This window comes from Streptomyces sp. NBC_00353 (assembly GCF_036108815.1).
Taxonomy (GTDB): domain Bacteria; phylum Actinomycetota; class Actinomycetes; order Streptomycetales; family Streptomycetaceae; genus Streptomyces.
Genome location: NZ_CP107985.1, coordinates 547,950 through 572,696 on the forward strand (window position 1 = coordinate 547,950; position 24,747 = coordinate 572,696).

The 24,747-nt window shown below is 68.2% G+C and carries 21 protein-coding genes and 2 pseudogenes; 9 read left to right on the forward strand and 14 right to left on the reverse strand.

What is annotated here, in order from left to right; translation table 11 throughout:
* Positions 1 to 3: 3 nt before the first annotated feature.
* The 4 genes from OHA88_RS02540 to OHA88_RS02555 all read right to left on the reverse strand — a co-directional run bounded on the left by OHA88_RS02540 (position 4) and on the right by OHA88_RS02555 (position 3,895).
* Entirely contained in the window at positions 4 to 1,821 is a 1,818-nt protein-coding gene (locus OHA88_RS02540; protein ID WP_328624014.1) for a hypothetical protein, read from the reverse strand.
* 40 nt (positions 1,822 to 1,861) lie between these two features.
* Positions 1,862 to 2,431 (reverse strand): hypothetical protein, encoded by a 570-nt coding sequence (locus tag OHA88_RS02545; RefSeq protein ID WP_328624015.1) that lies wholly within the window; start codon positions 2,429 to 2,431, stop codon positions 1,862 to 1,864.
* A gap of 212 nt (positions 2,432 to 2,643) precedes the next feature.
* Entirely contained in the window at positions 2,644 to 2,982 is a 339-nt protein-coding gene (locus OHA88_RS02550) for a hypothetical protein (RefSeq protein ID WP_328624016.1), read from the reverse strand.
* A 19-nt stretch (positions 2,983 to 3,001) separates the two neighbouring features.
* Entirely contained in the window at positions 3,002 to 3,895 is an 894-nt protein-coding gene (locus OHA88_RS02555) for a hypothetical protein (RefSeq protein WP_328624017.1), read from the reverse strand.
* A 256-nt stretch (positions 3,896 to 4,151) separates the two neighbouring features.
* Between OHA88_RS02555 and OHA88_RS02560 the strand changes: the two genes are divergently transcribed.
* Together OHA88_RS02560 and OHA88_RS02565 are read left to right on the forward strand one after the other, a co-directional pair.
* Positions 4,152 to 5,243: a C40 family peptidase gene (locus OHA88_RS02560; protein ID WP_328624018.1), complete on the forward strand. Its 1,092-nt coding sequence runs from the start codon at positions 4,152 to 4,154 to the stop codon at positions 5,241 to 5,243.
* 26 nt (positions 5,244 to 5,269) lie between these two features.
* Complete coding sequence (locus OHA88_RS02565; protein WP_328624019.1) at positions 5,270 to 5,797, forward strand: hypothetical protein; 528 nt, start codon at positions 5,270 to 5,272, stop codon at positions 5,795 to 5,797.
* 203 nt (positions 5,798 to 6,000) lie between these two features.
* Here the strand turns inward: OHA88_RS02565 and mobF are convergent, their stop codons facing one another.
* Positions 6,001 to 10,152, reverse strand: a complete 4,152-nt coding sequence (gene mobF / locus OHA88_RS02570) for a MobF family relaxase (protein WP_328624020.1) — start codon at positions 10,150 to 10,152, stop codon at positions 6,001 to 6,003.
* Between the two features lie 295 nt (positions 10,153 to 10,447).
* Positions 10,448 to 10,672, reverse strand: a pseudogene (locus tag OHA88_RS44440) (IS701 family transposase); the annotation flags it as partial.
* 205 nt (positions 10,673 to 10,877) lie between these two features.
* On the opposite strand from OHA88_RS44440, the gene OHA88_RS02575 reads away from it, so the two are divergent.
* The gene (locus tag OHA88_RS02575) at positions 10,878 to 11,786 is read left to right on the forward strand and encodes an aminoglycoside phosphotransferase family protein (RefSeq protein WP_328624021.1); all 909 of its coding nucleotides are present in this window, start codon (positions 10,878 to 10,880) and stop codon (positions 11,784 to 11,786) included.
* Here the strand turns inward: OHA88_RS02575 and OHA88_RS02580 are convergent.
* Entirely contained in the window at positions 11,776 to 12,504 is a 729-nt protein-coding gene (locus tag OHA88_RS02580; RefSeq protein ID WP_328624022.1) for a hypothetical protein, read from the reverse strand. The two genes, OHA88_RS02575 and OHA88_RS02580, sit on opposite strands and share 11 nt — an antisense overlap.
* Before the next feature lie 455 nt (positions 12,505 to 12,959).
* On the opposite strand from OHA88_RS02580, the gene OHA88_RS02585 reads away from it, so the two are divergent.
* Entirely contained in the window at positions 12,960 to 13,163 is a 204-nt protein-coding gene (locus tag OHA88_RS02585; protein WP_328624023.1) for a hypothetical protein, read from the forward strand.
* Positions 13,164 to 13,304: 141 nt separating this feature from the next.
* Here the strand turns inward: OHA88_RS02585 and OHA88_RS02590 are convergent, their stop codons facing one another.
* Positions 13,305 to 13,619: a hypothetical protein gene (locus tag OHA88_RS02590; protein ID WP_328624024.1), complete on the reverse strand. Its 315-nt coding sequence runs from the start codon at positions 13,617 to 13,619 to the stop codon at positions 13,305 to 13,307.
* 356 nt (positions 13,620 to 13,975) lie between these two features.
* Positions 13,976 to 15,091: a hypothetical protein gene (locus OHA88_RS02595; RefSeq protein WP_328624025.1), complete on the reverse strand. Its 1,116-nt coding sequence runs from the start codon at positions 15,089 to 15,091 to the stop codon at positions 13,976 to 13,978.
* Positions 15,092 to 15,828: 737 nt separating this feature from the next.
* Between OHA88_RS02595 and OHA88_RS02600 the strand changes: the two genes are divergently transcribed.
* A complete protein-coding gene (locus tag OHA88_RS02600; protein ID WP_328624026.1) occupies positions 15,829 to 16,158 on the forward strand; it encodes a hypothetical protein in 330 nt (109 codons plus the stop codon).
* Positions 16,159 to 16,649: 491 nt separating this feature from the next.
* Here OHA88_RS02600 and OHA88_RS02605 read toward each other — a convergent pair whose 3' ends face one another.
* Positions 16,650 to 17,153 carry a DUF6197 family protein gene (locus tag OHA88_RS02605; protein ID WP_328629564.1) on the reverse strand — a complete coding sequence of 168 codons (504 nt, stop codon included), beginning with the start codon at positions 17,151 to 17,153 and terminating at the stop codon, positions 16,650 to 16,652.
* Here OHA88_RS02605 and OHA88_RS02610 point away from each other — a divergent pair.
* Positions 17,043 to 17,501, forward strand: a pseudogene (locus OHA88_RS02610) (alpha/beta hydrolase fold domain-containing protein); the annotation flags it as partial. The gene OHA88_RS02605 and the pseudogene OHA88_RS02610 sit on opposite strands and share 111 nt — an antisense overlap.
* Here OHA88_RS02610 and OHA88_RS44445 read toward each other — a convergent pair.
* Positions 17,398 to 17,889, reverse strand: a complete 492-nt coding sequence (locus OHA88_RS44445) for a relaxase domain-containing protein (RefSeq protein ID WP_443044156.1) — start codon at positions 17,887 to 17,889, stop codon at positions 17,398 to 17,400. The pseudogene OHA88_RS02610 and the gene OHA88_RS44445 sit on opposite strands and share 104 nt — an antisense overlap.
* A 206-nt stretch (positions 17,890 to 18,095) precedes the next feature.
* Here OHA88_RS44445 and OHA88_RS02615 point away from each other — a divergent pair, with 206 nt between their 5' ends.
* A complete protein-coding gene (locus OHA88_RS02615) occupies positions 18,096 to 18,989 on the forward strand; it encodes a hypothetical protein (RefSeq protein WP_328624027.1) in 894 nt (297 codons plus the stop codon).
* A gap of 313 nt (positions 18,990 to 19,302) precedes the next feature.
* On the opposite strand, the gene OHA88_RS02620 is transcribed toward OHA88_RS02615, so the two are convergent.
* Positions 19,303 to 20,292, reverse strand: coding sequence for a phosphotransferase family protein (locus OHA88_RS02620; protein ID WP_328624028.1), 990 nt, complete (start codon positions 20,290 to 20,292; stop codon positions 19,303 to 19,305).
* A gap of 144 nt (positions 20,293 to 20,436) precedes the next feature.
* Entirely contained in the window at positions 20,437 to 21,375 is a 939-nt protein-coding gene (locus OHA88_RS02625) for a CPBP family intramembrane glutamic endopeptidase (RefSeq protein ID WP_328624029.1), read from the reverse strand.
* A 487-nt stretch (positions 21,376 to 21,862) separates the two neighbouring features.
* Between OHA88_RS02625 and OHA88_RS02630 the strand changes: the two genes are divergently transcribed.
* Both OHA88_RS02630 and OHA88_RS02635 read left to right on the forward strand, forming a co-directional pair.
* Positions 21,863 to 23,065, forward strand: a complete 1,203-nt coding sequence (locus OHA88_RS02630; RefSeq protein ID WP_328624030.1) for a sensor histidine kinase — start codon at positions 21,863 to 21,865, stop codon at positions 23,063 to 23,065.
* Entirely contained in the window at positions 23,062 to 23,760 is a 699-nt protein-coding gene (locus OHA88_RS02635; protein WP_328624031.1) for a response regulator transcription factor, read from the forward strand. The genes OHA88_RS02630 and OHA88_RS02635 overlap by 4 nt, the downstream gene beginning before the upstream one ends.
* A gap of 325 nt (positions 23,761 to 24,085) precedes the next feature.
* On the opposite strand, the gene OHA88_RS02640 is transcribed toward OHA88_RS02635, so the two are convergent.
* Positions 24,086 to 24,733: a hypothetical protein gene (locus OHA88_RS02640; protein WP_328629565.1), complete on the reverse strand. Its 648-nt coding sequence runs from the start codon at positions 24,731 to 24,733 to the stop codon at positions 24,086 to 24,088.
* Positions 24,734 to 24,747 lie beyond the last annotated feature (14 nt).

Consider the following 24,747-nt stretch of genomic DNA (forward strand, 5'->3'; position numbering starts at 1 on the left):
CGGCTATCCCTGAGTCGGAGGGCTGGGCGGCTGCACCGGTTGCAGCGTTCTCTGCGCACCGTCGTCCGCTTCCTGCGGCTGTCCGGCGGAGGCGGAATGGCGCCGCTGTGCGATGACGACGTGACGGCCGCCGGCCGCCCCGTGGTCGAGACCCGCGTGGCCGGCGGTGCTCGCCATGCCGGACTCGAGGGTGTCCTTGCCCGCGGCGAGGACCTGCAGGGGCAGGCCGACCGTGCCCATGACCCGGGATCCGAAGGTCCGTCCGCTCCCGCCCCGGGTGCTGCTGCCCGCGCTCTGCACGGCGTTGGAGCCGCTGGCGGAGGCCTGGGCGTTGTCCTGCTCCAGGGCGCGGGTATAGGCGCTGCCGCCGCCGACCGCCCCGGCCCCGCCCATCTCGGGCCGGTAGCCGCCGCTCATCGATGCGGCGGACGAGCCGATCGAGCTCATGAGTCCGGACGCGATCGCGCTCCCCCCACCGACGGTGGAGAACGTCATGAACTTCGCCAGGACGGGCCATGCGAAGCAGGCGAGGACGAAGATGACAAGGCCGACGAACATGTTCTGCACGCCGTCGCCCTCGGACATGGCACCGAACCCGATCGCGAAGCAGAGCACGATCATCGGCTTCATCAACACCAGCGCAATCAGCGCGTTCCTGGCCTTTGGCCACCACTCCTGCGTCGAGTCGGACATCTGCCCGGCCAGCACCACTGGCATGGTCGCCACCAGGATCATGATTCCGGCCTGCCGCAGCAGCACCTCGATCCACAGTGCGGCGATCGCCAGGATGCACACGATGCCGACCACGATGATCACGCCGACCGCCGCGGCCGTCACACCTTCACCGGTGATGAGCGCCGTGCCCACGGTCGCCGCGCCGCCGCCACCAGTAATCAGCCCGCCGAACAGGGCGCCCAGCTGCTGCTGCATCGCCTTGGTTGCATCGCCCGCACCCGAGCCGCCACCGTGGAAGCTGTAGTTGATGATCCAGGTGGACACGGCATCCGACCAGGTCAGAGCCGTCTGCGTGGCGATCACGTAGACCGACGAGATGATCCCCCACTTCGCCAGACCCATCACGGCGGTCGCCGCGGGCTCGCCTCGCTGGCTGATCGCCACCTTCCCGAACTGCAGCAGCAACAGGAACGTCGCGATCAGCAGGGAGAGGACCGTCATGATCCCCTTCGGCTTGCCGATGCCGGTCTTGGACAGATCGATGGTGGACGAATCGTTGAAGACCTTCGCGAACTCCTCCAGCAGCCACACCACGGACTTACCGATGTAGCGAGCAGCCTCCTGCAGAGCGTTCGAGGCCATCTCCGAGATCTTCCCGGCCGCCCACGTGAAAGGGGTCTTCGCCTTGGGCGGGTACTTGTCGCCGCCCTCACGCTGGCACTCCCGGAATATGCCGCCCTTGTTGACACAGTCGGTGATGAACTTGTTTAGCTTTTCGTAGTTGGGATCGTCGGCCTTGTTCGGATAGTTCTTTCGCCACTTCTCCAGCCGACGCTTCTCGAACGCGTGCCGCCCCTCCTCGGAGCAGTTTCGGGCCCCAGTGCCGTCAGCTCCCTCGCAGATGTCGACGGTGCCGGGCATTTCACCGGCCTCCGGCAGTCGGCAGATGCTGGTGTCGTCGATCTCGTCGTACAGGCAGTAGTGGCCCTTGTTGTCGATCCCGACTGTCGAACCGCCGGACCAGTCGTTTGGCGCCTTCTTGCCGCTGTCAGGGCCGTAGTCGAGATGCCATTTCGGCTTGTCCTCAGCCACTGCTGCGGGGGCGGCGCTCAGACCGGATCCGAAGCACACCAGTAGGACAACCACGAGACAGACGAAACGACGGACGAGGCCTCGCTGTGTCCGGTCAGTCCGCATGCCTCACCTGCACCCACCCGTCGTCCCATGCGTACGGTGATTCAGGGAAGTAGGCGACGGGGAAGCTCCGCTTCTTCCAGTACTGCGGCTCGTTGGTAGATTTCCACTGGCCGCTTTGCCACTTGAGGATGAAGTCGACGTCCTCGTCCTTGAGCGGGTCGTCGTCCGTTGGCTTCTCAGGCGTGGTCGCGTAGCGGTCGTAGTTCATCCAGATTTGCACCACCTCCCCGTCAGGGGTCAGTGATTTTCCGCGGACCGCGTTGACGGTGGTGGTGAAGGTGATCCCGGCGGGCGTTCCGCCGGACGACGGCAGGTTGGCGCCTTCACGTATCTTGCGGACTTCGGAGATCTGCTCGTCGACGTAGCCAGCAGCATCCGGTGACACGACGGCCTCAAGTTGCTGGCGTGCTTTCTGATCATCGAGGAAGGCGAACTCCTCCCAGAAGTAGACAGCTGCCGAGATGGCGCCGCTCGGGCTGTGAGGGAAGCCGGTGGAAACCCCGTTCTGCTGCCCCGTCGGGACTCTCAGCGTGATCTTCTTCGCCTTCTCCGGGGTCATCCTGCCGCCGCCGTTGGATCCGGTCGCGGACGGCTCTGGTTTCGCCGTAACTGAGTGTCCTGCCGCGCGCTTCCCTGAATCGTCGTTTCCGAGAAGGGAGTAGGCCGCGACGCCTCCGGCGGCCAGTCCTGCGGCGGCGAGTACAGCGAGCCCGGCAAGTGTGAGTTTGGCCCTGCGGGCCGTACGGTCGTGGGTTTCCATCCGCCGTCGCCTCACTTCGCCATGTTGTAGACCGCGAGGACGAGGCTGCTGGTCACACCGATGCCTCCGGCTCCGCACAGGCTCCACAGCACGCTCTGCTTGCCGCGGGCAGCCAGCTGTGCGCGTTCACTGTTGTGGCCCACGGCGACCAGGAGCCAGCCGGTCAGTCCACCGATCACCGCTGCTGCGAGACCGAACCCGGCCGTCCAGGACAGGATCGTCTTGACCTGGGTGTTCACCGCGTCGGGAAGCTCCGGGGTGTATTTCGGAACGACCGGGTCCTTGCCATCGGCGAGTACATGCAGGCCCGGGTCGCTGGCCAAAGTGTGCAGGGTGGTCATCAACGTCATAGCCGACACCTCGTCAAAGTCATCTGGAAGCGGGGGAAACAACGGCGAGCGGCGCGGGCCGCGGCGCTTCGGGAAGCGGTATGCCCCAGGTAGCGCCAGCCGCCGTCAGAACTGCCTGGGCGAGCGAGCGCGCGGCCTGCTGGGTGCGTGAGCGCAGCCGGGATGCCGTCCGCAGCCCGTGGGCGCGGATGTGCGGGTCGTGCGGGAGGTGCACCACGGCAGCGGTGCGGGAAGTCAGCATCGTCGCGCCTGCCCGAACGACGGCGGGCAACCGCCCGTCGGTCTGTGCGACGAGTACGGCAACCGTGCGCTGCAGCGGCATGCCGTCGGCATGCAGCGCCGTCATGGCCTGCTGCAGGGCCTGGACGCCGCTGGCGGTGGCGGCCGCGCACAGCACCGGTACTGCGTAGGGGAGTTCGCACCAGGCCCGGGTCTGTCCGATCCGCGCGGCGCAACGAGCGTCAAGGATGTCGTGGGCGACGGGGTGCGTGGTGTCGGCGATGACGGTCTGCCAGCCGCCGAGGGCGGCCAGCTGGAGCCAGGCGGCAGGGTCCGGCGGAAGTGCGAGCGGCGGGCTGTGCCAGTCCCGTCCGTCTGTGAGCACCTGCCAGCCCGCGTCCCGTCCGGCCGGTCGCCGAGCGGCCGCATTCTGGACCTGGGATCGGGTCAGTGGCCGGTCGGGCGGTAGTGCGGCCAGGCCTCCGGCTTCCTGCCCGGTCGTCCACGAGGGCCAGGGTGAGGAGAGGCGCGGTGCGGTATCGAGCACAACCGTGCGGGTCCCGGCCGCCGTCATCGCTCCGGCGAGCAGATCGGCCACGGTGGAGCGCCCGCTCCCCCCGGTCGCTGCCATCACCGGCAGCACCAGACGGGATCCGGCAGGCAGCGCCATCAGCGCGGCTTTCTTTTTGCCCACCCTTACCTCCCATGCGGCACGCAAGTTATTTGCGGCAGCTAACTCGCCGTACCCGCTTGTCGTCCACAAGCGCCCCAGAACCATATCGTCCCGATGCGGGTGACAACAAAAGTTATTGTCAACCTGCCTCCTGTAAAGCCGTGATGGCATACTGTCACGCAGTATCACGCAACCTGAGTGGCGTTGGCTCTCGCCAGAACAGACCAGCCATCAGGATTCTTTTACGCAAATGCAGGAGTACAGGCTTAGGGGGACTGTGCGCGTAAAGCGCTGGCTGGCCGTTGCCGTGGGCGGGGCCGTCATGACACCGGTCGCGTTCGGCATGGGAATCGTGCTGCTCATTGCGACGTTCGACGACGATAGAGGCGGAGGCAGTGTGGAGCCGACGGCAGGCAGCCTCAGAATCGGCAGGGGTGGCGTCCCCGCCGAGTACGCGCCGATGATCCTCAAGGTCTCGGCAGACTGTGACCAGGGGCTGCCACCATCGATCCTGGCAGCCCAGCTGAAACAGGAATCGAACTTCAATCCTCGGGCTGAATCTCCCGGCGTTGGCGCGCAGGGCATCGCCCAGTTCATGCCGGACACCTGGCCGACCTGGGCCGTGGACGGAAACGGCAACGGGACCAGGAGCGTCTGGGAACCCGCGGACGCCATCGCTGGGCAGGGGAAGTTCATGTGCAGCCTGTTGAAGAAGGGCAAGGCACACCCTCAGTACAACGGCTCACCCATCGAACTCGCGCTCGCCGGTTACAACGCCGGCTGGGGCCGCGTCGACCAGTACCAGGGCGTCCCGGACGAGCAGTTCGCCAAAGGCCAAACATACAATTACGTCCAGATCATCATGGCTTCCGCCCGGCAGTTCACCGCTCCCGCGTCCAGCGAGGAGGTGGATCTGCCTGCCGAACACTCTCTGCCCGCCGGAACGCCCCGCAAGGTCCGCACCGCGGTGGCCTGGGCGATGCAGCAGAGGGGCGGCTGGTACCGCCTCGGCGGCGACTGCACTAACGCCCACGGCCAGAGGTCCGCCCACTGGTGCGACTGTTCGTCCCTGACGCAGCAGGCCTACGGGGCCGCCGGGGTCACCATCCCCCGGGTCACCTACGACCAGGTCAATATCGGCGACCGGGTCAGTATCGACGACCCCAAGCCCGGGGACCTGGTATTCAATCCGGGCAGCGACGGATCGGACGCGCGCCCGGGGCACGTCGGCATGTACATCGGGGACGGCAAGATCATCGAAGCGCCCCGCACCGGCGTACGGACCCGGATCGTCTCGTACAGCAGCTGGCGCAACTCCACGAGCGCCATGACTCGAATCACCGAAGTCCGCCGGGTGGTGAAGTGGTGACCGGCACAACCGAAAGGCGTCCCGCCATGCACGAGCACGAAGAGCTGTTCCACCCCTGGGGCATCGTGACTCCGGCATTCTGGGGCGCCCCGGCACTCGCCCCCGCCGCGCAAACTGGCCCTCAGGCCCGGATCCCGGAAGTGCTGCGCGAGCGCCTGGCCGCCGTCGCCGCTGCGGCCACCGGCGGCCAGTTGCAGGACGCCGCGAGGATGGCCTACCAGCTCGACACCGAGATCGCCGCCGAGTGCGGCGCCGAGCATCTGGACACCGTCCACATCCGGGAAGTCCGGGGACACATCGCCCACCTGATGGATGATCATGCCACCGCGGTCGGGTGGTACCTGCACACCGCGCGCCTGCGCGCCACGATCCAAGGCCCTGGTCACCCCGACACCGAAGAAGCCACCCGACGCGTCTACAGCCTCTGGCGCACGGTCCCCGCCCATGACGCGCGCAGGCTCGGCAACGAACTCCTCGCCGCCGTCACCGACATCCACGGCCCAGAGGCGGCCGTCGCCCAGCGGACCCTCAAGAGGTTGCAGTCCCTCGGCTAACCCATCACCCATTCCGCGCTACAGGGAAGTGCTCGGCCCAGGACAGCAGCCGGGCACGCGGTAGCCCCGGGGGACGAGTGCTCTCCCGGGGCCGTTGCTGCTGTCAGAGACCGATGCCGTCGGTGGCGGAGTATGCCCAGCGTTCGCCTTTGTCGGCCTTCTCCGCACTCAGCCTGAGGTGCCTTCCCACGGAGCTGGAAGTTTCATAGCCCTCGGGACGGTCCAGAGCGGCTCGGTGCCGGCGGCTGGTAGCCGGGCTCGTGCCGTACGGATGCATCGGCCTGCTGCTGCTTGTCCAGGTCCCTGCCTCTGGTCTCCGCGGTGTGCAGCTCGCCGTACTTCTCTGCGACGGTCCGGCGCAGCGCCTGCTCCTCGACCATGAGCGCCGCATTTTCCCGGTAGATCGCTGCTGAATTCCGGTACTTGGTGACCTGGCCGTGCAGGCGCGCAAGCTGCTTGAGGTCGTTCGTGTCGACGCGCTGCGTGAACGCGGGCACGTGGGCCCGCATGGCAGCGAGCTTTCGGGCGACGTCGTCGATGTCGCGGGGTGCGGGCTGGGTGGCGCCCATCTCGCGGAAGACGTCGGCGAACTCGCTGCCGCGGATGGTCTCCCACGCCTCGGTCCGGGCGGTGTTCGCCGCAGACGTGGCCCGGCTCCCCTCGCTCCATCCTGCGGCGCGCTGGGCGCGGTAGCGCTCGGTCAGTTCCTGGTGTTCCTTCTTCGAGGTGCTGGCCAGCCGGAGCGCGACGCGACCCTTGCTGTTGTTAGCCTCCAGCCGTTCCAGCGCGGCGTTCGCTTCCCTGACCGCAGCCTGGGCGAGCACCGCCTGGCCGAGCTCCTCGCGGGCGGTACGGAGATGGCCGTTCGCATGGTCCAGCAGCACGATGGCCTCCGCACCGCGGCACTGGCCCTTGGTCTGTCCGTGGGCCTTTTCCTGGGCCAGCCGCTCGGCCAGGACCCGGGCCTCCTCTCCGTCCTGCAGGGCGCCCTGGTCGCAGATCTTGGCGCGCTGCAAAGCGTCGCCAGGCTTCCAGCACAGATCGGCGTCAGACATCCTGCCGTAGGGGCGGTCCGTCCAGGAAGGGATTGCCCGCATCGCGCGCTGACGCTGAAACTCGGCCAGCTGCTGCTGCCGATCCTCGCTCAGCTCCAGCACTGTCTCGTCATCCAGGGCGCGCTCGGGCACCGGCTGCTCGCGGCGTACCGGCGCCCGGTGGGCCTGTTCCCGTTCCGCCTGTTCACCGTAGGGCAGCACCGCTCCTGCTGCGGCCGCCCGTTCGGCAGGCGGCCCGTGGGCGACGGGCCGCTCCTGGGTGGCCTGCACGGGCAGCATGGCCGGGGTGGGCGGCTCGCGCAGCAGGTCGGAGATCATGCCGTCCGGCCGCGACTGCCCCAAGTACTGGGCGAAGGCCCGGACGGCGCGCTGCAGGATCTCCTTCTCGCTGCGGGCAGCACCCAGGCGTGCCTGCGTCGTCTCGTCCTCCAGCGCCGCCAGCGGCAACCACAGATGATTCTCGGACCGGGCCCGGGTGATGCCCGGGTAAGTCGCGAAAGCGTTCGCTCCGTGCCCATACATCAGGGAGGTGTCCACGGTCATACCCTGGCTCGCGGCGATCGTCATCGCGTAGCCGAGCGACACGGCCCCGGAGGCAATCTGATCGGGGCTGAGCCAGGCCGACTCCTCTCGCGGCTTCCCGCCGCGACCCTTGAGCCGCCAGCTGATCTGGACCCGGCGCTCGTCATCGATCGCGGTGACTACGGCGCGGTAGCCGTTGAGAAGGTCCGGGCCCTGCCCGCGACGGGCACGGTAGTCGTTGGCGCGGACCCGTACGGCGTCGCCGACCGCGAGGGTGAGTTGATGACCGCCGGGCAGCGCGAAGGTGCGCTCGGCACCGAGCTCACCGGCAGCGCGACGGATCTGCTGGGCCCCGGCGTTGAGAACGTCGACGTCCGTGTTGCGGGCGGCGAGGACGACCATGCCCGCGATGAGGTCGTGCATGTCGGACCAGCGGCCGCGCAGCTCGTCCCACGCGGTGAGGATCTGCGAGCGGGCCCCGTCTGCGCTCTCGGCGGCGTGGACCCGACCGCCGGCGGCGAGCAGGTTCAGGGCCTGCTCGTGATCGCCGGTCCGCCACACCTCCAACGCCTGACGCTCGGCAGCGTCCTCCTGACGGTAGTTCTCGGTGAGGGTGAGCCCGTGGACCAGACGATGCGCCTCGCGGAACCAGCCGCCCACCCCGATCGCCTGGAGCTGTAGGTGGTCGCCGATGCCGACGATTTTGGTACCGGTGCGGGCAGCCTCGGTCATCAGCAGGGCCGCGGACCGGTCGTCGACCATCGTCGCCTCATCGAGGACGAGGACGTCGATGCCGACGAGGCCCTTGCCTCTGGTGATCCGCTCCAGCCAGGCCGCGACCGTGCGCGACGGGATCGCGGAGGCACTGGCCAAGTTCTGGGCGGCGACCGCGCTCAGGCATGCACCCGCATACATGGTGCCAGCAGCGTCCCAGCCGATCCGGCACGCCTCCATCAACGTCGACTTGCCCGCCCCGGCGATGCCGACCACCGTGTCGATGCCGTGCCCGGCGGTCAGCAGCCGGACGACCGCCTCGCGCTGCTGACCGGACAGCTCGTATCCAACGGCGCGCTGGTAGGTGGTGATCGCCCGCTCGGCCTCGTCCGGACTCAGGACTGCGGTGCCCTCGTCGACCCGGGCCAGGACCTGGCGGGTGACGGCGTCCTCTGCATCGAGGATGTCCTGGGTGGTGTAGCGGGCGGTGGACGACATCACGGTGGAGCCGAAGGCCGGCACCGGCACCGCGTAGCCCTCCACGGCCAGGACCTGGTCGGCAAGCTCGTCCAGCCGCCCCGGCCCGTCGTCGATGCCGTACTCCAACGCATTCGCCAACGCGGCAAGCAGCTGGGCGCGGCTGAACGACTTCTCCGACCGTGTGAGGCCGGTATCGGGGTCGAACACGATCGCGGCGAGGTCGGAGGGCGGCGGGGTTCGCGGGCCGTTGCCAGGACCGTCGATGCCCGGGCCGTCGCCTGGTCCGGGCGGTCCGGGAGCCGCGGCCAAGATCATCGCGTCGACGTCGACACCGAGGCCCTCGGCCCGCTGACGCCAGCTGTCCCGCATCGTCGTGGCGTCGGCCGCGTGCTTGGCTCGCTTGGTCTGCAGCGAGACCGCGGCCTTCTCCTCCCGGCTGGCGTCGGCGCCGGCCGTCGCGTCGACCAGGGCAGCCCGGCGCGAGAACTCATCGCGCACGTGCTCGGGGATCCCGACGATCTCCCAGGCGCCGGTCCGCTCATTCTGCTCACGCCGTACCCCGAACCGCTCGTACGTCAGCGCACGCACCCGTGCCTTGAAGAACGCATCGAGGGCGGAGGCGTGCCGGTGCAGGTCCTGCCCCGAGTTCGCGATCGACCGCCACTGCCCGTCCTGGCACAACGCCATATTGGAGATCGTGACATGCAGGTGCAGGTGCGGGTCACCGGGCTGTCCGTCGCCCATCGGCCGGGCCGCCTGGTGCTCGACCGACCAGGCCATCAACCCGCCGGTTGCGGTCCTTACCGGCTGCCCGTCCTCGCTGCCGACCGCGTACCCGACCCACGATTCGAGCTGGGCAAACATGTCCCGCTTGGCCTGGTGGACCAGGCCGCGCAGCTCCCGTTCGTCCAGGCTGCCCATTAAGCCCTGCAGCACGCTGTCAGACTTGGGGAGATCCAGGACCAGGTCCCAGCCGCGGACCCGGTCATCGACCCGGACATCCTTGTGCGCCCACGCCTCTGCCAGTTCGGTCTCGCCGTAGACGTCGGCCAGGTCGATGCCGGCGGCCCGGGCCAGCTTGTGGAGGGTGCCGACCTGCATCCGGTGCATCTCACCGAGCCGGTGCACCATCCGCTGCTGGATGGCGAGGACCTTCTGCTGCTTGGGCTTGCCCTCCAGCAGGTCGGCGGGCTCCACATCCCGCTTCGCGGCCGCTACCTCGATCGCCTCGGTCAACCGGGCGGTGGTCAGCTTCGCTTTCTCGTGCGCGCGGGCCGACGTGCGCGAGCGGATCAGCCGGGCCCCAGTCGCCGGGTGGCACCCGTTCATCAACCGGCGGGCGGCGTCCTTGCCCTCCTCGTCCAGCACCGCCCCATCGACCAGACCGACCGTCGACAGGCCCGTGCCAATCCACACGAGCACGGCGTCACCCTCGGTCCGCAGCCGATGGTCGACCGCCTCGCCCCCGGCCCCCTCCAGCACGACCGTCTCAGCGGCTGGCGCCTCCACCACCGAGCACCCGGCCTGCTCCCGCAACCGGTACTCGACCTGCTCATCCGCCGTGATCCTCGTCAGCCACGCCACCGGCCGCCCCCATTCTCTGTCACCCCGTCAGCCGGGCTTGTGCACTTGCGCGTTCCGGCTTCCAGGAGTTCCCCAACAATGGAACTCCCTTTGTCCATTCCTTCACTTTGATCACCCACCGGAACCCATCGACTGTACGTTCAGAGCCACCACGTAGTGGACAGCAACACTGCTTGCATCGGGACGTTCAAGATGGCGCCATGAACGCTCCCGCTCGGCCCACTTCCGCCATGCTGCTGCACGGAGTACCAAGAGTGCTGGCCGAGGCGTTCCCCGCACCCGCGCAGCCACACGGCCAGCACTCCGGTAGCTGCGACCCCTCGGCCGCCTGCCGGGTCTCGCGTCCGGCAAGCCGAATCCGCGAGACCACAAACCGCGAATACACCCGCTTGAAGCCACTGCGGCCGGTGCCGGGCCGGGAGCCCTCACGCCATTGCACCGGCTTTGCTGCCTTCCGGCCGGCCGTGGTGACCAGCTGCTTGACCAATTGCGGCTTGTCCGGGTACTTCGCCACCGGCGGGCTTCAGCCTTCGAAGGGGCGCGGACAGCTGTCCCGTCTCACGCCAGCTGCTCCGATGCCGGCGAGGCTGGACGACCTTGAGCCGCAATTTCACTGGTGGCCCGCTCGGCCTCCCGGTCGGGCGCGCCTACGTCTCAGTGAACCTGCCTCGTTCGGGACGAAAAATCATTGGCTTCCCGTTCCATCTGGCGAGGAGACTTCCGACGTGACGCTTCACGAGAATGAGATCCCAGTCGACGAGACGCTAGTCCGAGCACTACTGAAGGCACAGCGCCCAGAGTGGGCTGGCCTACCGTTGTCGCCCGCAGGCGCAGGCACGGACAACACCATGTATCGGCTGGGCCATGACCTGCTCGTGCGACTTCCACGAACCGCCGACAACGGACAGTCCGTGCGCAAGGAACAGGAATGGCTTCCTCGCCTGGCCCGCCACCTTGCCTGCCCGATTCCCGAGCCCGTCCATGCCGGGACACCCACCGATGCCTTCCCCATGGTCTGGTCGGTCTACCGCTGGATAGACGGTGACGAAGCCAGCCCGGACACCGTCCGGGACTGGGCCGCCTTCGGAGCGGACCTGGCGGCGATCGTGAGGGAACTCCACCGCATCGACCTCATGGGAGCGACCCGCACGGACGGCCTCAGCTGGTATCGCGGAGGCAGCCTGGAGCCGTGCGACCAGTGGATCACTAGGTGTCTCAACGACTGCCGCGCCACGGTGGGTTCTGAGCTCGACGTTGACACTCTGGAACAGTTGTGGCGAGCCGCGCTCGCACTGCCCGAGCCCTCTGGGCCTCATGTGTGGCTCCACGGCGACCTCAAGCCGACCAATCTCTTGGTCCGGGAAGGCAGGCTCCACGCAGTTATCGACTTCGGAGGACTCTCGGTCGGCTTTCCCGACGCCGAGCACTCCACAGTCTGGGACTTGCCGCCACAAGCCCGACAGGCTTACTGGGACACCTTGCACCTCGATGATGTGACCTGGACCCGCGCCCGCGCCTGGGCGGTCGCAGTGGGCGTCAGTGGGATCTCCTACTACTGGGACACCTTCCCCGCCTTCGTCGCCGAATGCCGAGCACGTCTTCAGGCAATCCTTGCCGACGCCGCTACGCGTTGAGTGGCCTCCCCGGCCCAGGAGGAAGGGCAATACGGCGCAGGTTCAATGACACGCGGCAGAACGCCGCGCGGAATGGAGCACCTTCGCCGACACGCTCTCGACTCAGCTTGTCTCCCACCGAAGACCGGAAGCGGATGTCCGGTTTGGTCAGGGAGGCAAAGATGATGTTCTTCGGCCGCTGGTTGCCGTGCAGCCGCCTCGAGACCACCGTGAACACGGGATAGCCGCCGTCACTGCCGGTTTGCCTCAACTCGATTCCGGCAGCACGGAGATGACCATTGATCGTGCTGACGGTCGTCTCCTGGAGGTGCTCATCAAGGAGGACGTCCCCTGACACCAGGCACTCCAGAAAGCGGGCGAACCCGGCGTCACCGGCCTCGAACGCGCCGAGGTTCTCGAAAAGGTCTTCTGCTGACCAGTCTCCGGGGTTGCGGAAGACGTGCCGCTTGATGCTGGCTTTCAACGTCGCCAGCCGCATCCCGTTCAACAGCAGGTCTTCGAGTTCATCGAAGGGGATGCCCTCGCCCTCGGTCATCCAGTAGCGATCAAGCAGCCGGAGGAAACGTTCATGGTGCTGAGCCAGCTCTGAGAGGTTCAGGGCGCGCGCCAGCTCACGGCGGGCTTTCTTGGGTATCTCCGGCGGTGCGTCCTCTTCCCACAGCAGGTCCTCGAGCTTGAAGCGGATCGTTGGCCCCACATCGACGGGGCTCTGTTCCAAGATGCATCGCGTGACCTGTGGCAGCCCAACGTCAGGCACCTGACGGAAACTCTCTTCACCCCGTACGCGCTTGCTCCCTGCGTCCTCAGGGACCGGTGGCATGCCTAGTTACTCGAAGGCCGAGTTCAGCCTGGCGTGCGTCAGGCTCTCAAGAAGCGCGACGACGTCGCCAACCAGTGCGCGCAGCGCTGAACGATCCCTGCTATCGACCATTGGCAGATGGTTGCAGAAACCTAAGGAATCCGGCAGTGGCACCAAGACCTAGCACTCCGCGCAGTCTGGTCAGAACGGTCGATGTACGGGATGATCACTCCGGACCTACACAGAACGACGCAAAGGGGTTTCGGGTGAGTCGATCGTCGCACAGCACGACGCGTGCAACTGTGGTCCGCGCTGGCCGACGCACGACGCTTGTGGCCCTGCCTGCCTGGTGCAACGGTCAAATCCTCATCCCGGTGGAAACCTGGATCATCATGATGGCCACCGGCCAGACGCTCGGCAGTCTGCCGGGCACAGAGCTGGAGGTGCGTGCCAGACTCACGGCACGAACCGAGGCTGGTCTGGCGCTGCAAGACTGGGAATCGATCAACCTCCTGGCCCCCTCGGGGTTCGCGGCCACGCCAGACCGGCACAGGTACGCCCTCGACGGTGTGAGTTGAAGCCATCGGGGCCCGCGACACAAAAAAGGGCCCTGTCCGCTCCCGCGATACGGGGGCGGACAGGGCCCTGGTGGCCGGTGCGCGGATCAGTGACGGTGCAGTGCCTGCGTCAGGAGTCCGGTGACGTCCTGACGGCTCGGGTCATGTCGGGTCCTCCGTTTCCGGGGCGGGGTGCGGCCGGTGGACGGGGATGTCGAAGAGCGTGAGGTTGGTGCGCTCGAGCTCCAGATGCTCGATGAAGGCGTCGCCCCTGGCGCGTACGCAGGCGGGGCACACGTGACGGTCGGTGACGATCCACTCCTCGGCGGTCATGCGCCGGGCCCAGGTCGGGTCGAGCTGGCTGGTGGGAAGGGTGAGTTCGTATTCGTCGTCTTCATTGTCGGCGCATTGGGCGTAGTAGGTGGCGCCGCAGCTGTCGCAACCGATGACGTACACGGTGCGGGGCAGGAGGCTCATCGGATTCTCCATGCTCGGGTGCCGGGCCGCCGACGTGCCCTCGTGGCACTCCAGGCAGCTCCCAATGGATTTGAGTGGTACCGGCGGAGCGCACTTGTTCCGGAGATGCGGTATTCCGGTACAAAGCCGCCGCAGAAGCCCGCCTGGGCAGGAAGTAGCGACTTCCCGCCGGAAGGCGGGGTCCAGGACCAGGCCGGTGCCGCGGAATTTACCCTGAGGGCGTCGAACTACGTGCGGGACGAGAAGCGACCCGCCGCAGGGTGCGGCGGGCCGTGACGGGCCGCGCTCAGGCCACCCGATTGTCGAGGCGGGCAGGGTGTAGCTAGCCGGGTCGGCCAGCGTGCCCCTGGCTTTCGCTACTCTTCGCCGGATAGCGGCCGGTCGGTGAACGCTCGCAACTGACGGCCTGAAGACGTCTCGACGAGCCGGAGGATCCCAGGGTCCTTGACTGCGAGGGCATTCCTTGCCGTCTCGCACCACTCATCACGCTCGAGGAGTGCCAGATAGTCGTCCCGAAAGGACTGCCAACGCAGAACAGGCCCGATCGAACCTGAGTCACCTTGCTCACCCAGGCTGCTCGCCAGCCACGCAGCGAGGCAGTAGCGACTGGCAGTGGGCTCCAAACGATCGAGGTGGCGCAGATGCGCAGCCAGTACCCCCTCGGCATGGGGATAGCGCGCGAGGGTCACGCCCATGCCTTGGCTATAGGTCATCACCAGAAGCAGCCTGCCGGTGTGGTCAGTGATGTCGGCATCCACGCAAGGTCCGGTGATGGCTTCATGGAGGCCAGCGCTCTGAGCGACGCTGCCGACAAAGTACGCGTTGAGGAAATCGCCATCGCATGCCTTGCGGAGGAGCCAAGGCCGAGCAACGGGATCGTCGAGCCGGCAGAGGGCTTCCACGACGTAGACCCGTCCCCAGCCGGTGACTCGATCAGCGAGCCAGAGGAGAGCCTCGGTGCCTCCAGGCCGCCTCTCCAAGGCATGTGCTGCAAGCGGACCGAACCGGTCTGACAGCAATCCAATCGTTTGAATCAGGGGAATGTCATCGGCCTCTCCCACGGCAGCGACCAGGGCGAGCCCCACGGTTACTGAACAGCGGTCGGTTCCATTTCGGACCAGCCACCGACCCGTCTCGCGGACGCGTTCCCTGTCCGCCCGCTCAGCAGCGGCAGTGATGTGTTCGTTGGGGTGAATCGGGATGTAAACGTCGTGGAATGCGTCGGCCAATTCGCTTGGAAGAGCGATGGTACGCGCGAAATGCGTGTCCAGGATGAGCGCCGCATCCTTGCCTGCCAAGCGGCGATCCTCCGGCGCCTTCGGCCGAGGGCGACGACGGTGCAACGCATCGTCGGGATACGGTTCCCCGTCTCTCGGCAGTGGCTCTTCCGGGGTCAGCCGGTGCAACTGCAGGGCGTACTCGAAGAGTGGTATCCGTGATCCGGGCAGTCCTGGCCCGATCGTCTCGCTCATCGGCGGACGGAGGACTCGATTCTCTTAATCATGGCCCTGAGCATGCCACGACGGGTCTCGGCGCAACAAGCCCTCCACCCGTGCCTCGTTGCATCAAACACAACAGCCAGGCGTCACACGTCGAAAGTGGTGAAGCCGCGAGACCGACTCCACCGCCCTGAACAGGCGATCTATGCCTGAACAGGGCCCGGAACAGGCAGAACGTGTACCGCCGCCGGCACTGGGGGCAGGTCTGCCGAGCTGCCATCGCACAGTCCAGCGCCCACTCCTGAGCGAGTGTCGGCACCCGCTTGGGCTGGGCCAGGCCGAGGTCGTAGAGCCAGGCGCGGCCGGGGGGGTGCAGGACCACTGGGGCGTGTAGGCGCAGCGTTTGCAGCGCAGGACCGCCACTGGCCCGTGCCCTCCGGGACTGACGTCCCGGTCGCGCAACTGGCGGCGCGTGACCAGATGTTCGGGGCAGGTGCCGCGGTCGGACTCCGAAACCAGCGGGTTCGCGTGATCCGAAGGCCGTACTGGTGGGAACCGGCTGGTGGGGTGTCCGTTTCCAGGTGGGGTGGCACGCGGGTTCGGCGTGGGCCGATAGGGCACGATGAGATCTCCGATCGTCATGGGAGGGCTCTGGGGTGGGGTACGAACTGCAGGCAGTGATAGCCGGGGATGGCTTGCTTCAAGCCGCCTCACAGGACCTGGCTGCCGCTCGGGTGGCCCCCCTTGGGCAAGGCCTGGCCTTGATGCCGATGACCGACGAGCTCTTCGACTCCGTCACGGACGGCAGCACTCATCGCCCGCTGGGATTCTGGAAGCTGCCAGGAGCTTTTGACTATGTCCTCGCGGAGTGGTCGACGGCAGGGCCGGTTGCCTATGTAGAGGCCGACTACTTCGGTGGTGCCGGCGAGCAAAGGGCCGCAGTCTGGGCGGAAGGCGCGCTCGAGTTGGGTCCGCTCCAGACGGACAGCCCGATCTCACGTGCGCTCAGGCGGCTCGGTGCAGTGGCAGGTGCGGCCACGGACGAGTTCTCAGGCGTTGGGCTGGACCGGCATCGGCACATGGAGGACTGGATCGGCTAGGCAGCAACTTCCGGATTCCTGCATGGATGCGCAACATGCTGGATCCCCCCACGGAATCCGCCTCTAACTGCAAGAACTCGACGCAGTCGTGTAACCACGCCGATCCGCTGTCTCACCTGGTCGCTTGCATGGATGCCTTCGGCGAAGGACCCATCGAACCCGCTGGAACTCCAATTGGTAACCCACCGGCCCCTCGCGATACCCGCGTGTCCGCGCTGCATTTGCGGCGAGACTGGCGCATCACGCGCTCCAGACGCCGGAAAGTCGGCGGGGCGAAATCGGGTGACGGGGGCGGTCGGGCCGCGGGGGTCCGGTCCTTCGGCGCGACCGAGAGATGAGCACGGCGGTGTCCTCCAACGGGTACGTGGCGGGCAGTGGTGCGCCCCGCGGGCGAATGCCCCGGCAGGGCGGTGGTCGTGCAGGCCGGGTGGCCTGTCCCGTGCCCGATCCGGGGCGGTTCGGGCACGGGGCAGGAGCCCGGACGGGCGGGGCTAGAGGCCGCGGGCGTCGGCGAGGCCGGCGGCCTGGTCGACCATGCGGATCGGGGTGCGTCCTCTGTCGAAGGCGTCGTTGAAGCCGGGTACGGAATCGACGTCGCCGAACTTGCGACGGATCGCGTCCATGACCACGGAGACGGCACTGCCTTCCAGGCCCGCGTCACCGCGGGCTTCGGCCCGGATGGCTCCGAACATGCAGCGGGCGCCTTCCGCGTCGACCAAGGAGCCGCGGCACCACCCGCCGGTGACCAGGCGGTGGTGGGCGCGCTGCAACAGGGCTGCGACCGGCGTCGGGTACAGGTCCGGCAGCGGAACGGGCCCCGTGTCGAGGGGGCCGGTGATGACGTCGGCCGGGTCGACGGGCTCGGTGGGGATGTGGGCGGTTGCTTCCGCGAGCTGGCCGTCGGCGCCGGGGCGGCGGGCGTCTTCCCCGTCTACGACCGCGCACCGGAGGCGAAGTACCCCACCCAGGTCGAGCAGAACTACGCCGTGGGCCAGTGGGTTGTGGAGCACGGCGCGGAGCACGGCCTGGACACCTCGCGCATCGCCTCACCGGCGAGTCGGTTGGCGGCTGCATGTCCGCCGTCTTCGCACTGATGAACAAGGAGCGCGGCGGCATCGACCTCAAGGCCCAGGTCCTGCTGTACCCGGTGGCCAACGCCGACTTCGACACCCCGTCCTACTTCCAGTTCGCCGAGGGCTACTACCTCACCCGCGACGGCATGAAGGGGTTCTGGGACGCCTACACCACCGACCCCACCCAGCGCACCGAGGTGTACGCCTCTCCGCTCCAGGCATCCCTGGAGCAGCTCCGGGGGCTACCCACCACCCTGGTCATCACCGTGCCGACGGTGGTGCGGATCGCTGCGGCGGCGAGGCAGGCCAGGCGCAGGAGGTTGTCGACGACCGCCTCGCCGACCAGGGCAACGGCGCCGTCCCGCCAGCGTTCCCGCAACGCAGGCAGAGGCCGGCTGGTCTTCTTCTTGGCGGGCCGGGTCTCGTGGGAGGCGCGTTCCATCATTCGGCGCCGGATTTTGGTGGTCAGGGGCTGGCGGGTGCGTTTCCGGTACTGATCGACGAGTTCTACCAAGCGCTGCATGGTCGCTTTGTTGCGGGTGGCGGCCCAGTCGATGAGCTTCTCGGGTATCCCCGCGAGTTCCATCACGGGCCGCTGTCCGGCGGTCGGGTAGCGGGGCACGGTCACCAGATCGAGCGCGCGGCAGATCTCTTCCATCAGGCTTTGGTTGTACTGACATCACACTGCCGAAACCCACCACCGACAAAACCCCGCAGATCATCAGTACAGAAGCCTTCCAACGGGGCGTACGGAACCTACGCCGCCACCGGGAACCCGGCCGGGGGCCGGAACGTCACAGAGGCGGTACGGCCCACCCCTCACCGCACAGCCTCCACTCGTCACCGCCGCTCCCCGGGGGACCCATGCGCATAAACACCACACGCACGGCCGGTCTGCTCGCCGTACTCGCCCTGTTCACCGTCGGCACCGTCACCGGCTGCGGCAACGAGACGGCGAGCGGAGGCCGCGGCACGCAGGTCCGCGGCACCGATCCGACGCCGGATCCGCAGGACCGCGCCCGCCGGGTCGCCGATGCCTGGGACGGCTCCAGGGCCGCCGAGTCGTGGGCCGAGGGCTACTACCCGATGGGGGAGACGGTCCAGCTACCCGCAGGCGCGTTCCGCAACGACGCCGACAAACGCGCGTACGGGGCGCAGAACTTCGTCCTGCGCGGCGAACTGCCCACCACCTCGCGGAAGGACGGGCGGGTGAAGTGGGAGAGTGGGGGCTCGCTCACGCTGCCCCTCATGGGGTCGCGGGAGGCCTTCGAGGCCATAGCCGGCGGAGGCGGCGACGGACCGCACCTCACCGTGACCGGGGCAGAGCTGGGCTCCATGCCCCTGGTCACCAGCCGCGGGCCGGCGACCGTGCCGGCCTGGCTGTTCACGTTGGAGGGCTACGACATGCCTCTCAAGCGGGTTGCCCTCAGCCCCTCGGAGCTCCCCCAGCCGCCGATCGGGCCGGCAGGGGAGGTGCCCACCGACAAGTTGGCGCCGCTCGGCGGATTGGCCGAGGTGGCCGGCGACGGCCGGTCCGTCACGGTGGTGGCCACACACGGAGCCTGCGACGAGGGCCCTGCCGTGGACGTGCTGGAGACGGACGGCAGTGTGGTGCTTTCGGGATCCGTCGTCGGCACGAAGGACGGCCCCTGCACCGCGGTTCTGCTCAGCAAGGAGATGACGGTGCAGCTGGACCGGCCGGTCGGCGACCGTGTCCTTCTGGACGCCTTCACAGGCCGGCCGGTGCCGCAGGAGTGACGGCCTCCGGTCCGGAGCCAAACCGGTGACAGCGCGAGGCAGCCCGCCCCGCCTTCCCACAGAAGCCCCCGCCTCGGGGCTTCTGCATGTCGCCGCGTCGGGCTGTCGCTGTGTGGCTTCGTTCATCTCAAGGAACAGTGATTGTCGACCGGTTCTGGAGTCAGTTGCCGATCAGCCGGCTCGCGAATGTCGAAGAGAAATGACGGCACTGCCGAGTGAGTGAAGGGAACGCGGGACGGCCAGCTGCCCGTCAGGGCGGCTGGCCGTCGAGGCAGGTAGCGGCAGGAGCGATACGTATGTGGCGGACGCGGTGCTACTGGACCAGCAGAGCCAGCGCTTCCTTCGCGTTGTGCTCGGCGATTTCCTGCATCAGCGTGCGGTGCGGGAAGTCGCCGTCGAGCAGGCGAAGGGGACCAGCCACCAGTGAGAGACGCATCGCGAGCATGTAGACGTCGAGCCGTGGTGGATCGAGTCCGGGGCGTGACATGGCTGGGTACTGGTCGCCGAAACGAAGCTGCAGGAACACGTGCTCCCACTCGACATCGAAAAACATCAGGCCCTCGATGTCGATGAAGACGGGGTGTCCGGAGGCATCGACCAGGACGTGGTCGGGCCCGAGTTCGCCGTGGATCAGTCCGTGCTGCGTGCGCGGAGCCACTCGTGTGGCCAGCTCCTGCAGGCGATCGTGCAAGGGGGCCGCGGCTGATTCGATCCTGGGGTCGCGTTCGGCCGCCTCTGCGAGGTCCTCGATGGCACGCTCGAGCACCAGTTGCTCGCATGAACCGCCACTCGCCTTGTCGCCCCGTTCGAGCACGTCCACCCTGCCGTAGTGCTGACTGTGCTGCTGGTGCATCGCGTCGAGCATTGCTGCCAGCTCGCTCAAGGCATTTGATGCGCGTGCGGGATCCGTCTTCAGGAGTGCTTCCAGAGTGCCGCCGGCAACGTCCTCGACAACTGCCACATCCGCCGGGTAGCGGCGTCGGCTGTCATCAGCCAGAAGCACCCTTGGAACCCGGACGCCAAGGCCGTCCAGTCTCCGCTGAGCGGCAAGGAAGGGGACCAGCCCGGAGGCGGGAGCGAACGGGTGGGCGGCGTCGATGGGTCCCGCAGCCGGCCAGAAGTTCTCGGCCTCGGCCCAGCTGTAGACGATCACACTCGCTGCACGTGATCCGCTCGTGTGAACCCGGTAGACCCCCTTCTTGCTCCCCCCGCGCAACCGGTCCATTCCGGCAACGTGGGCTCCCGCCCCCAGTGCCTCATGCACGATCCCTGACAAGGCTTCACTATCCGTGAACTGGCGCATCCGCCGAACCTATCCCCGGCCGCCCTGAAGCCGTCGTGGGCCGCCACCAGCTCTGAGAAGCGGCACCGTGTCCGAACAGCGAAGCGCGTGGAGGGCGGGCAGCCAGGCTGCCCGCCCTCCACGCGCCGGTGGCGCGGCCCCGTGTCAGTTCTGCCGTACCTGTGCCATTTCGGCGCGGGTGTAGATGCGGCCCTGGCGCTTGGCGGTTATGAGGAACAGCACGGTGGGCACGGCGCACACCAGGACGGCGAAGATGCTGGCCTCGGGGCCGAAGTCGCCGCCGGTCAGGGCCTGGGGACCGCTGACGGAGGCGTGCAGCAGGCCGCCGGTGCCGGTCCCGGAGCCGGAGACGGCGGTGCCGTAGATGCCCTGCTCGGCCATGTTCCAGCCCAGGTGCAGGCCGATCGGCAGCCACAGCGAGCGGGTGGCGGCGTAGAGCGCGCCGAACATCAGCCCGGCCTCGACGGCGATGGCCAGCGCGCCCCAGAGCGTCGCGTCGGGGTTGACCAAGTGCAGGCCGCCGAAAGCGAGCCCGGAGACGGCCAGCGCCCCCCACGTCCCGGTCTTCTCCTCCAGCACCCGAAACAGCGCACCGCGGAAGGCCAGTTCCTCAGTGACCGCCACGCAGCTCATCAACCCCAGCGTGGTCAGTGCGCCACCGATCGATCCCCAGCCGTGGATGTGGTATCCGCCGGTCATCGCGACCAGCGCGATCGTGACGGTGAACAGACCCAGCCCGAGCAGGGCGCCCCGGCACAGTTCCGGCCGGGCCTGCGCCGGAGCCAGCTCCTGCGGGCTGCCGCGGCCCTCCAGGTACCGCACGAGCCTGGCATAGGCGGCCAGGGCGAGGCCGCCGGTGGCCACTCCGCTGATCAGAGCGGTCAGCGGAGTGGCGGCGGCGGCGCTGTTGATCGCGCTGGTGATCCCGCCCACGGCCAGCATCAGCACGAACAGCACCGGCAGACGCACCCACGTCGACGTCGCCCACCGCGCGGGGTGCCCGGTGTTCTTCCCGGCCGATCCGGTCCTTTCGGCTCCGCGACCGGCGAGTCGTTTCGGTGACTGGTGGTGGTTGGACGGCATGGCTTCCTCCTCAGGGGCCCGCTCCCAGCAGGCGGTCTCCGCTTTCGATGCCGGAAAACTACGGGCTGCGGCTCCTGCGAATCGTCACCACCGGGTGGGCACTTGCCGCATCCTCCGGTCCCCCGAGCGAGCTACCCGGCTGTTCTCTTGCGGGGGACACAACTCCCGCCACAGGACGCTAGATTCACCGAGCAGGAGCGTCCGGTCCGCGCTGCCGTGTGGTGCGGATGCCGGACGGGTCGTACCGAATGGCCAGGCCGCGGACCACGGCCCGGTCCTCATGCCGCTCAGTGCCGGACTTACGAGATCATGGATGATGACGGAAGACCAAGCAGCTTGTGAACCATCAGGCTCGGCATGCCCCGCGCCGACGGACCCCGCTCCCCGCCCGGGCCGGCCAAGGACCGGCCGGCCCGAGGCGCCCTCTTCCGGGGCCGGGGCCGAACCGCGGGCGCGGGACAGGGGCCCCTCCGCACGCGGGAACCCGGTGGCCGCCGCGACCAGTCGGCTCCGCTGGCTGTCGCGGTGGTGGGGAGCACGCCCCACCGCTACCAGGGACCGCGAGTTCGCGCTCGTCTTCACCGTGCTGTCGTTCGCGGAGCCGCTGTCACGGGTCGGGGCGCGGTTCGGCGACCTTCCCACTCACGGCGCCTCCGTGGCGAGCGTGCTGCTGACGTTGGGTCAGACTCTGCCGCTCGCGGTGCGCACCCGATGGCCGGCCGTCTGCCTCGCGGTAGCGGGGACCTCGTTCGCGGTCCACGAGTGCCTCGGCTACCCGGCGGCCTTCGGCAGCCTGGGGCTGTACATTGCGCTGTACTCCGTGGGTGCCCACCAGGAACGCCTCCGGCGGGCCGTACCGCTGGCGGCGACAGGCGGGTACCTGGTGTTCGATGTCGTCCTGTACGCGCTGGGCTCGCCCGACGGCCTGACCGACTTCCTGGTCTACTACCTGGTCCTGGTGGCGATGTGGGGCCTGGGCGTCCTGGTTCGCGGGCGGCGGGCGCACGAGGCCGAGCGTCGGCGCCTGTCCGCACAGGCGGCCATCGATGCGGAACGCGGGCGACTGGCCCGGGAGCTGCACGACGTGGTGACCCACCATGTGACCGCGATGGTCGTGCAGGCCGGCGCGGCACAGTACCTCACCGGGTCACCGGACCGGATCGGCGAGGCCCTTGACGCCATCAACGGCACCGGCCGCCGCGCGCTGGCCGAACTACGGTTCCTGCTCGGCGTGCTGGAGGCGACCGGCGAGTCGGCGCCCAAGGAACGGACGCCGTTGCCGGGCCGGGTGCCTGACCTGGTGGAGCAGACACGAGCGGGCGGCCAGCCGATCGAACTGGTCGAGGACGGAGAGCAGCCGGACATGGACATAGGCGCCCGACTCGCGGCGTATCGCGTCGTGCAGGAATCCCTGACGAACGCCGTGAAATACGCCGCGGGCAGGCCGACACTGGTACGGCTCACGCACGCCCCCGACTGGACGGACATCGAGGTCACCACCGCCCAAGCGGCCGACGGCGCGCCCGTGTCCGCCGCCCTCCGCGATGGCGGGCCGCACATCTCGGGCGGCCGGGGCCTGACCGGGCTACGGGAACGGGTGGAGATGCTGGGCGGCGAGTTCGCCGCCGGGCCCCGCCCGGAGGGCGGGTTCCGCGTGCACGCACGCATCCCCACAGAAGGTGCCGCATGAGTGTTCCGCCCGCTGCGATCAGGGTGCTGGTCTGCGAGGATCAAGCCCTCGTGCGCGCCGGCTTCGTCACGATCCTCTCCGCCCAGCCCGACATGGAAGTCGTGGGCGAGGCCGAGGACGGCCGAGCGGCGATCCGGAGCGCGCAGGAGCTGAAGCCCGACGTCGTCGTCATGGACATCCGCATGCCCCTGCTCGACGGAATCGAGGCCACCCGCCGCCTGGCAGGACCCGACTCCCCCAACCCCGCGAAGATCCTCATCGTCACGACCTTCAACGTCGACGAATACGTGTACGAGGCCCTCCGCGCCGGCGCCAGCGGCTTCCTACTCAAGGACCCCCCACCGCCCGAACTGATCAACGCGGTACGCACCGTCGCCCGCGGCGAGTCCCTCCTCGCCCCCGCCGTCACCCGCACCCTGATCGGCCGCTTCGCCGAACGCCTGCGCCCCACCACCGTCCCCACGTCCCCCGAGCGCGACCGCCTCAAGGTGCTCACCCCCCGCGAGTACGAGGTCCTCCTTCTCATCAGCAAGGGCCTGTCGAACGCCGAAATAGCCGCCCAGTTGGTCATCAGCGCAGAGACCGTGAAGACCTACGTCTCCCGCATCCTCACCAAACTGGACCTCCGCGACCGCGTCCAGGCGGTGGTCCTGGCGTACCGGACGGGCGTGGCGGGAGGCGGCGACCGAGCCTGACGACCGTGTGACACCGGCCGGGGCCGTCGGCCCGCCCAGGCGTCGGCAACATGCGGTCCCACCGATGGCTGACGTGCGGTTGACGACCTCCTCCTACCTCGTGCTCGGGATCATAGGCAAGCTGGGCGAGTCGGGTGCCTACGACGCGAAGGGGGATGCCGTTATCGGCGTTGGCCGTCGATCAGTTCAAGGTATCGGGCGTACTGGGTGTCAGCGATCTGCCTGTTACGGACGAGGCTTCCTTCCTCCATGCGGGAGTGCAGAACCCCTACGGGAGAGCGCAGAAGCTCCCGGTGCGGCAGGAGGTTGCCGTCCGCCGTCGCGTCTATGCGGGACGGCGGCTCACTTGATTGGCATCTGAAACCTCATATAGATCGATCCGCAGAAGGCGTCGAACCTGGGCCGGAACACGCTCCGCATGCCACACGGAAGAAGTCGGGACGATGAGCGCGAATCGAGTGGCAGGAGAGTGGTCTGCCATGCGGCGAAGGAGCTGCCCGTAGGCGATGTCGGCGTCTACGCCCTTCTCCTTGGTCCGGCCCTTGGCCTCGCCGATCAGCCGCTCATCACCGCGCACGGCCTCGATGTCGGTCCACTGGTCGGTCGGGGCGACCGGTGTCCACCCCTCGGCGACGAGCCAGTGCCGGAATGCGCCGACGACCCGGTCCTCGTCACGGGCCGGTTCCAGAATCCTTCGCACGGCCGCCAGGTCGGCGTCACGGCTGCGGCGCAGCCGCCCCCGGCTGTCTCCGTCCAGATCCGCCGGCCGAATCACCACCAGCCGCAACCCGTTCTGCGGAATCAACGTGTCACGTCGCGCGTCGTACAGAGCGCGCTGCTCTCCCCGATGCACACCGCTGACGGTCAGTATGTCGGGCTTGTCGAAGTGCGCCATCGGCTGGTCGTGCTGAAGCTCGCGATACTCCACGACCACCCCATGGCCCAGCCAATAGGCATCGACCGGCAACCTCACCCGACGCCCGTTGG

Coding starts and splice junctions, on each gene's coding strand:
- OHA88_RS02590 (WP_328624024.1), bottom strand. CDS start 13,619: ATGAGCCTCCTGCCCCGCACCGTGTACGTCATCGGTTGCGACAGCTGC.
- OHA88_RS02625 (WP_328624029.1), bottom strand. CDS start 21,375: ATGCCGTCCAACCACCACCAGTCACCGAAACGACTCGCCGGTCGCGGA.
- OHA88_RS02600 (WP_328624026.1), top strand. CDS start 15,829: ATGACCGACGAGCTCTTCGACTCCGTCACGGACGGCAGCACTCATCGC.
- OHA88_RS02545 (WP_328624015.1), bottom strand. CDS start 2,431: ATGACCCCGGAGAAGGCGAAGAAGATCACGCTGAGAGTCCCGACGGGG.
- OHA88_RS02595 (WP_328624025.1), bottom strand. CDS start 15,091: ATGAGCGAGACGATCGGGCCAGGACTGCCCGGATCACGGATACCACTC.
- OHA88_RS02620 (WP_328624028.1), bottom strand. CDS start 20,292: ATGCGCCAGTTCACGGATAGTGAAGCCTTGTCAGGGATCGTGCATGAG.
- OHA88_RS02565 (WP_328624019.1), top strand. CDS start 5,270: ATGCACGAGCACGAAGAGCTGTTCCACCCCTGGGGCATCGTGACTCCG.
- OHA88_RS02635 (WP_328624031.1), top strand. CDS start 23,062: ATGAGTGTTCCGCCCGCTGCGATCAGGGTGCTGGTCTGCGAGGATCAA.
- OHA88_RS02615 (WP_328624027.1), top strand. CDS start 18,096: ATGCGCATAAACACCACACGCACGGCCGGTCTGCTCGCCGTACTCGCC.
- OHA88_RS02550 (WP_328624016.1), bottom strand. CDS start 2,982: ATGACGTTGATGACCACCCTGCACACTTTGGCCAGCGACCCGGGCCTG.
- OHA88_RS44445 (WP_443044156.1), bottom strand. CDS start 17,889: ATGGAAGAGATCTGCCGCGCGCTCGATCTGGTGACCGTGCCCCGCTAC.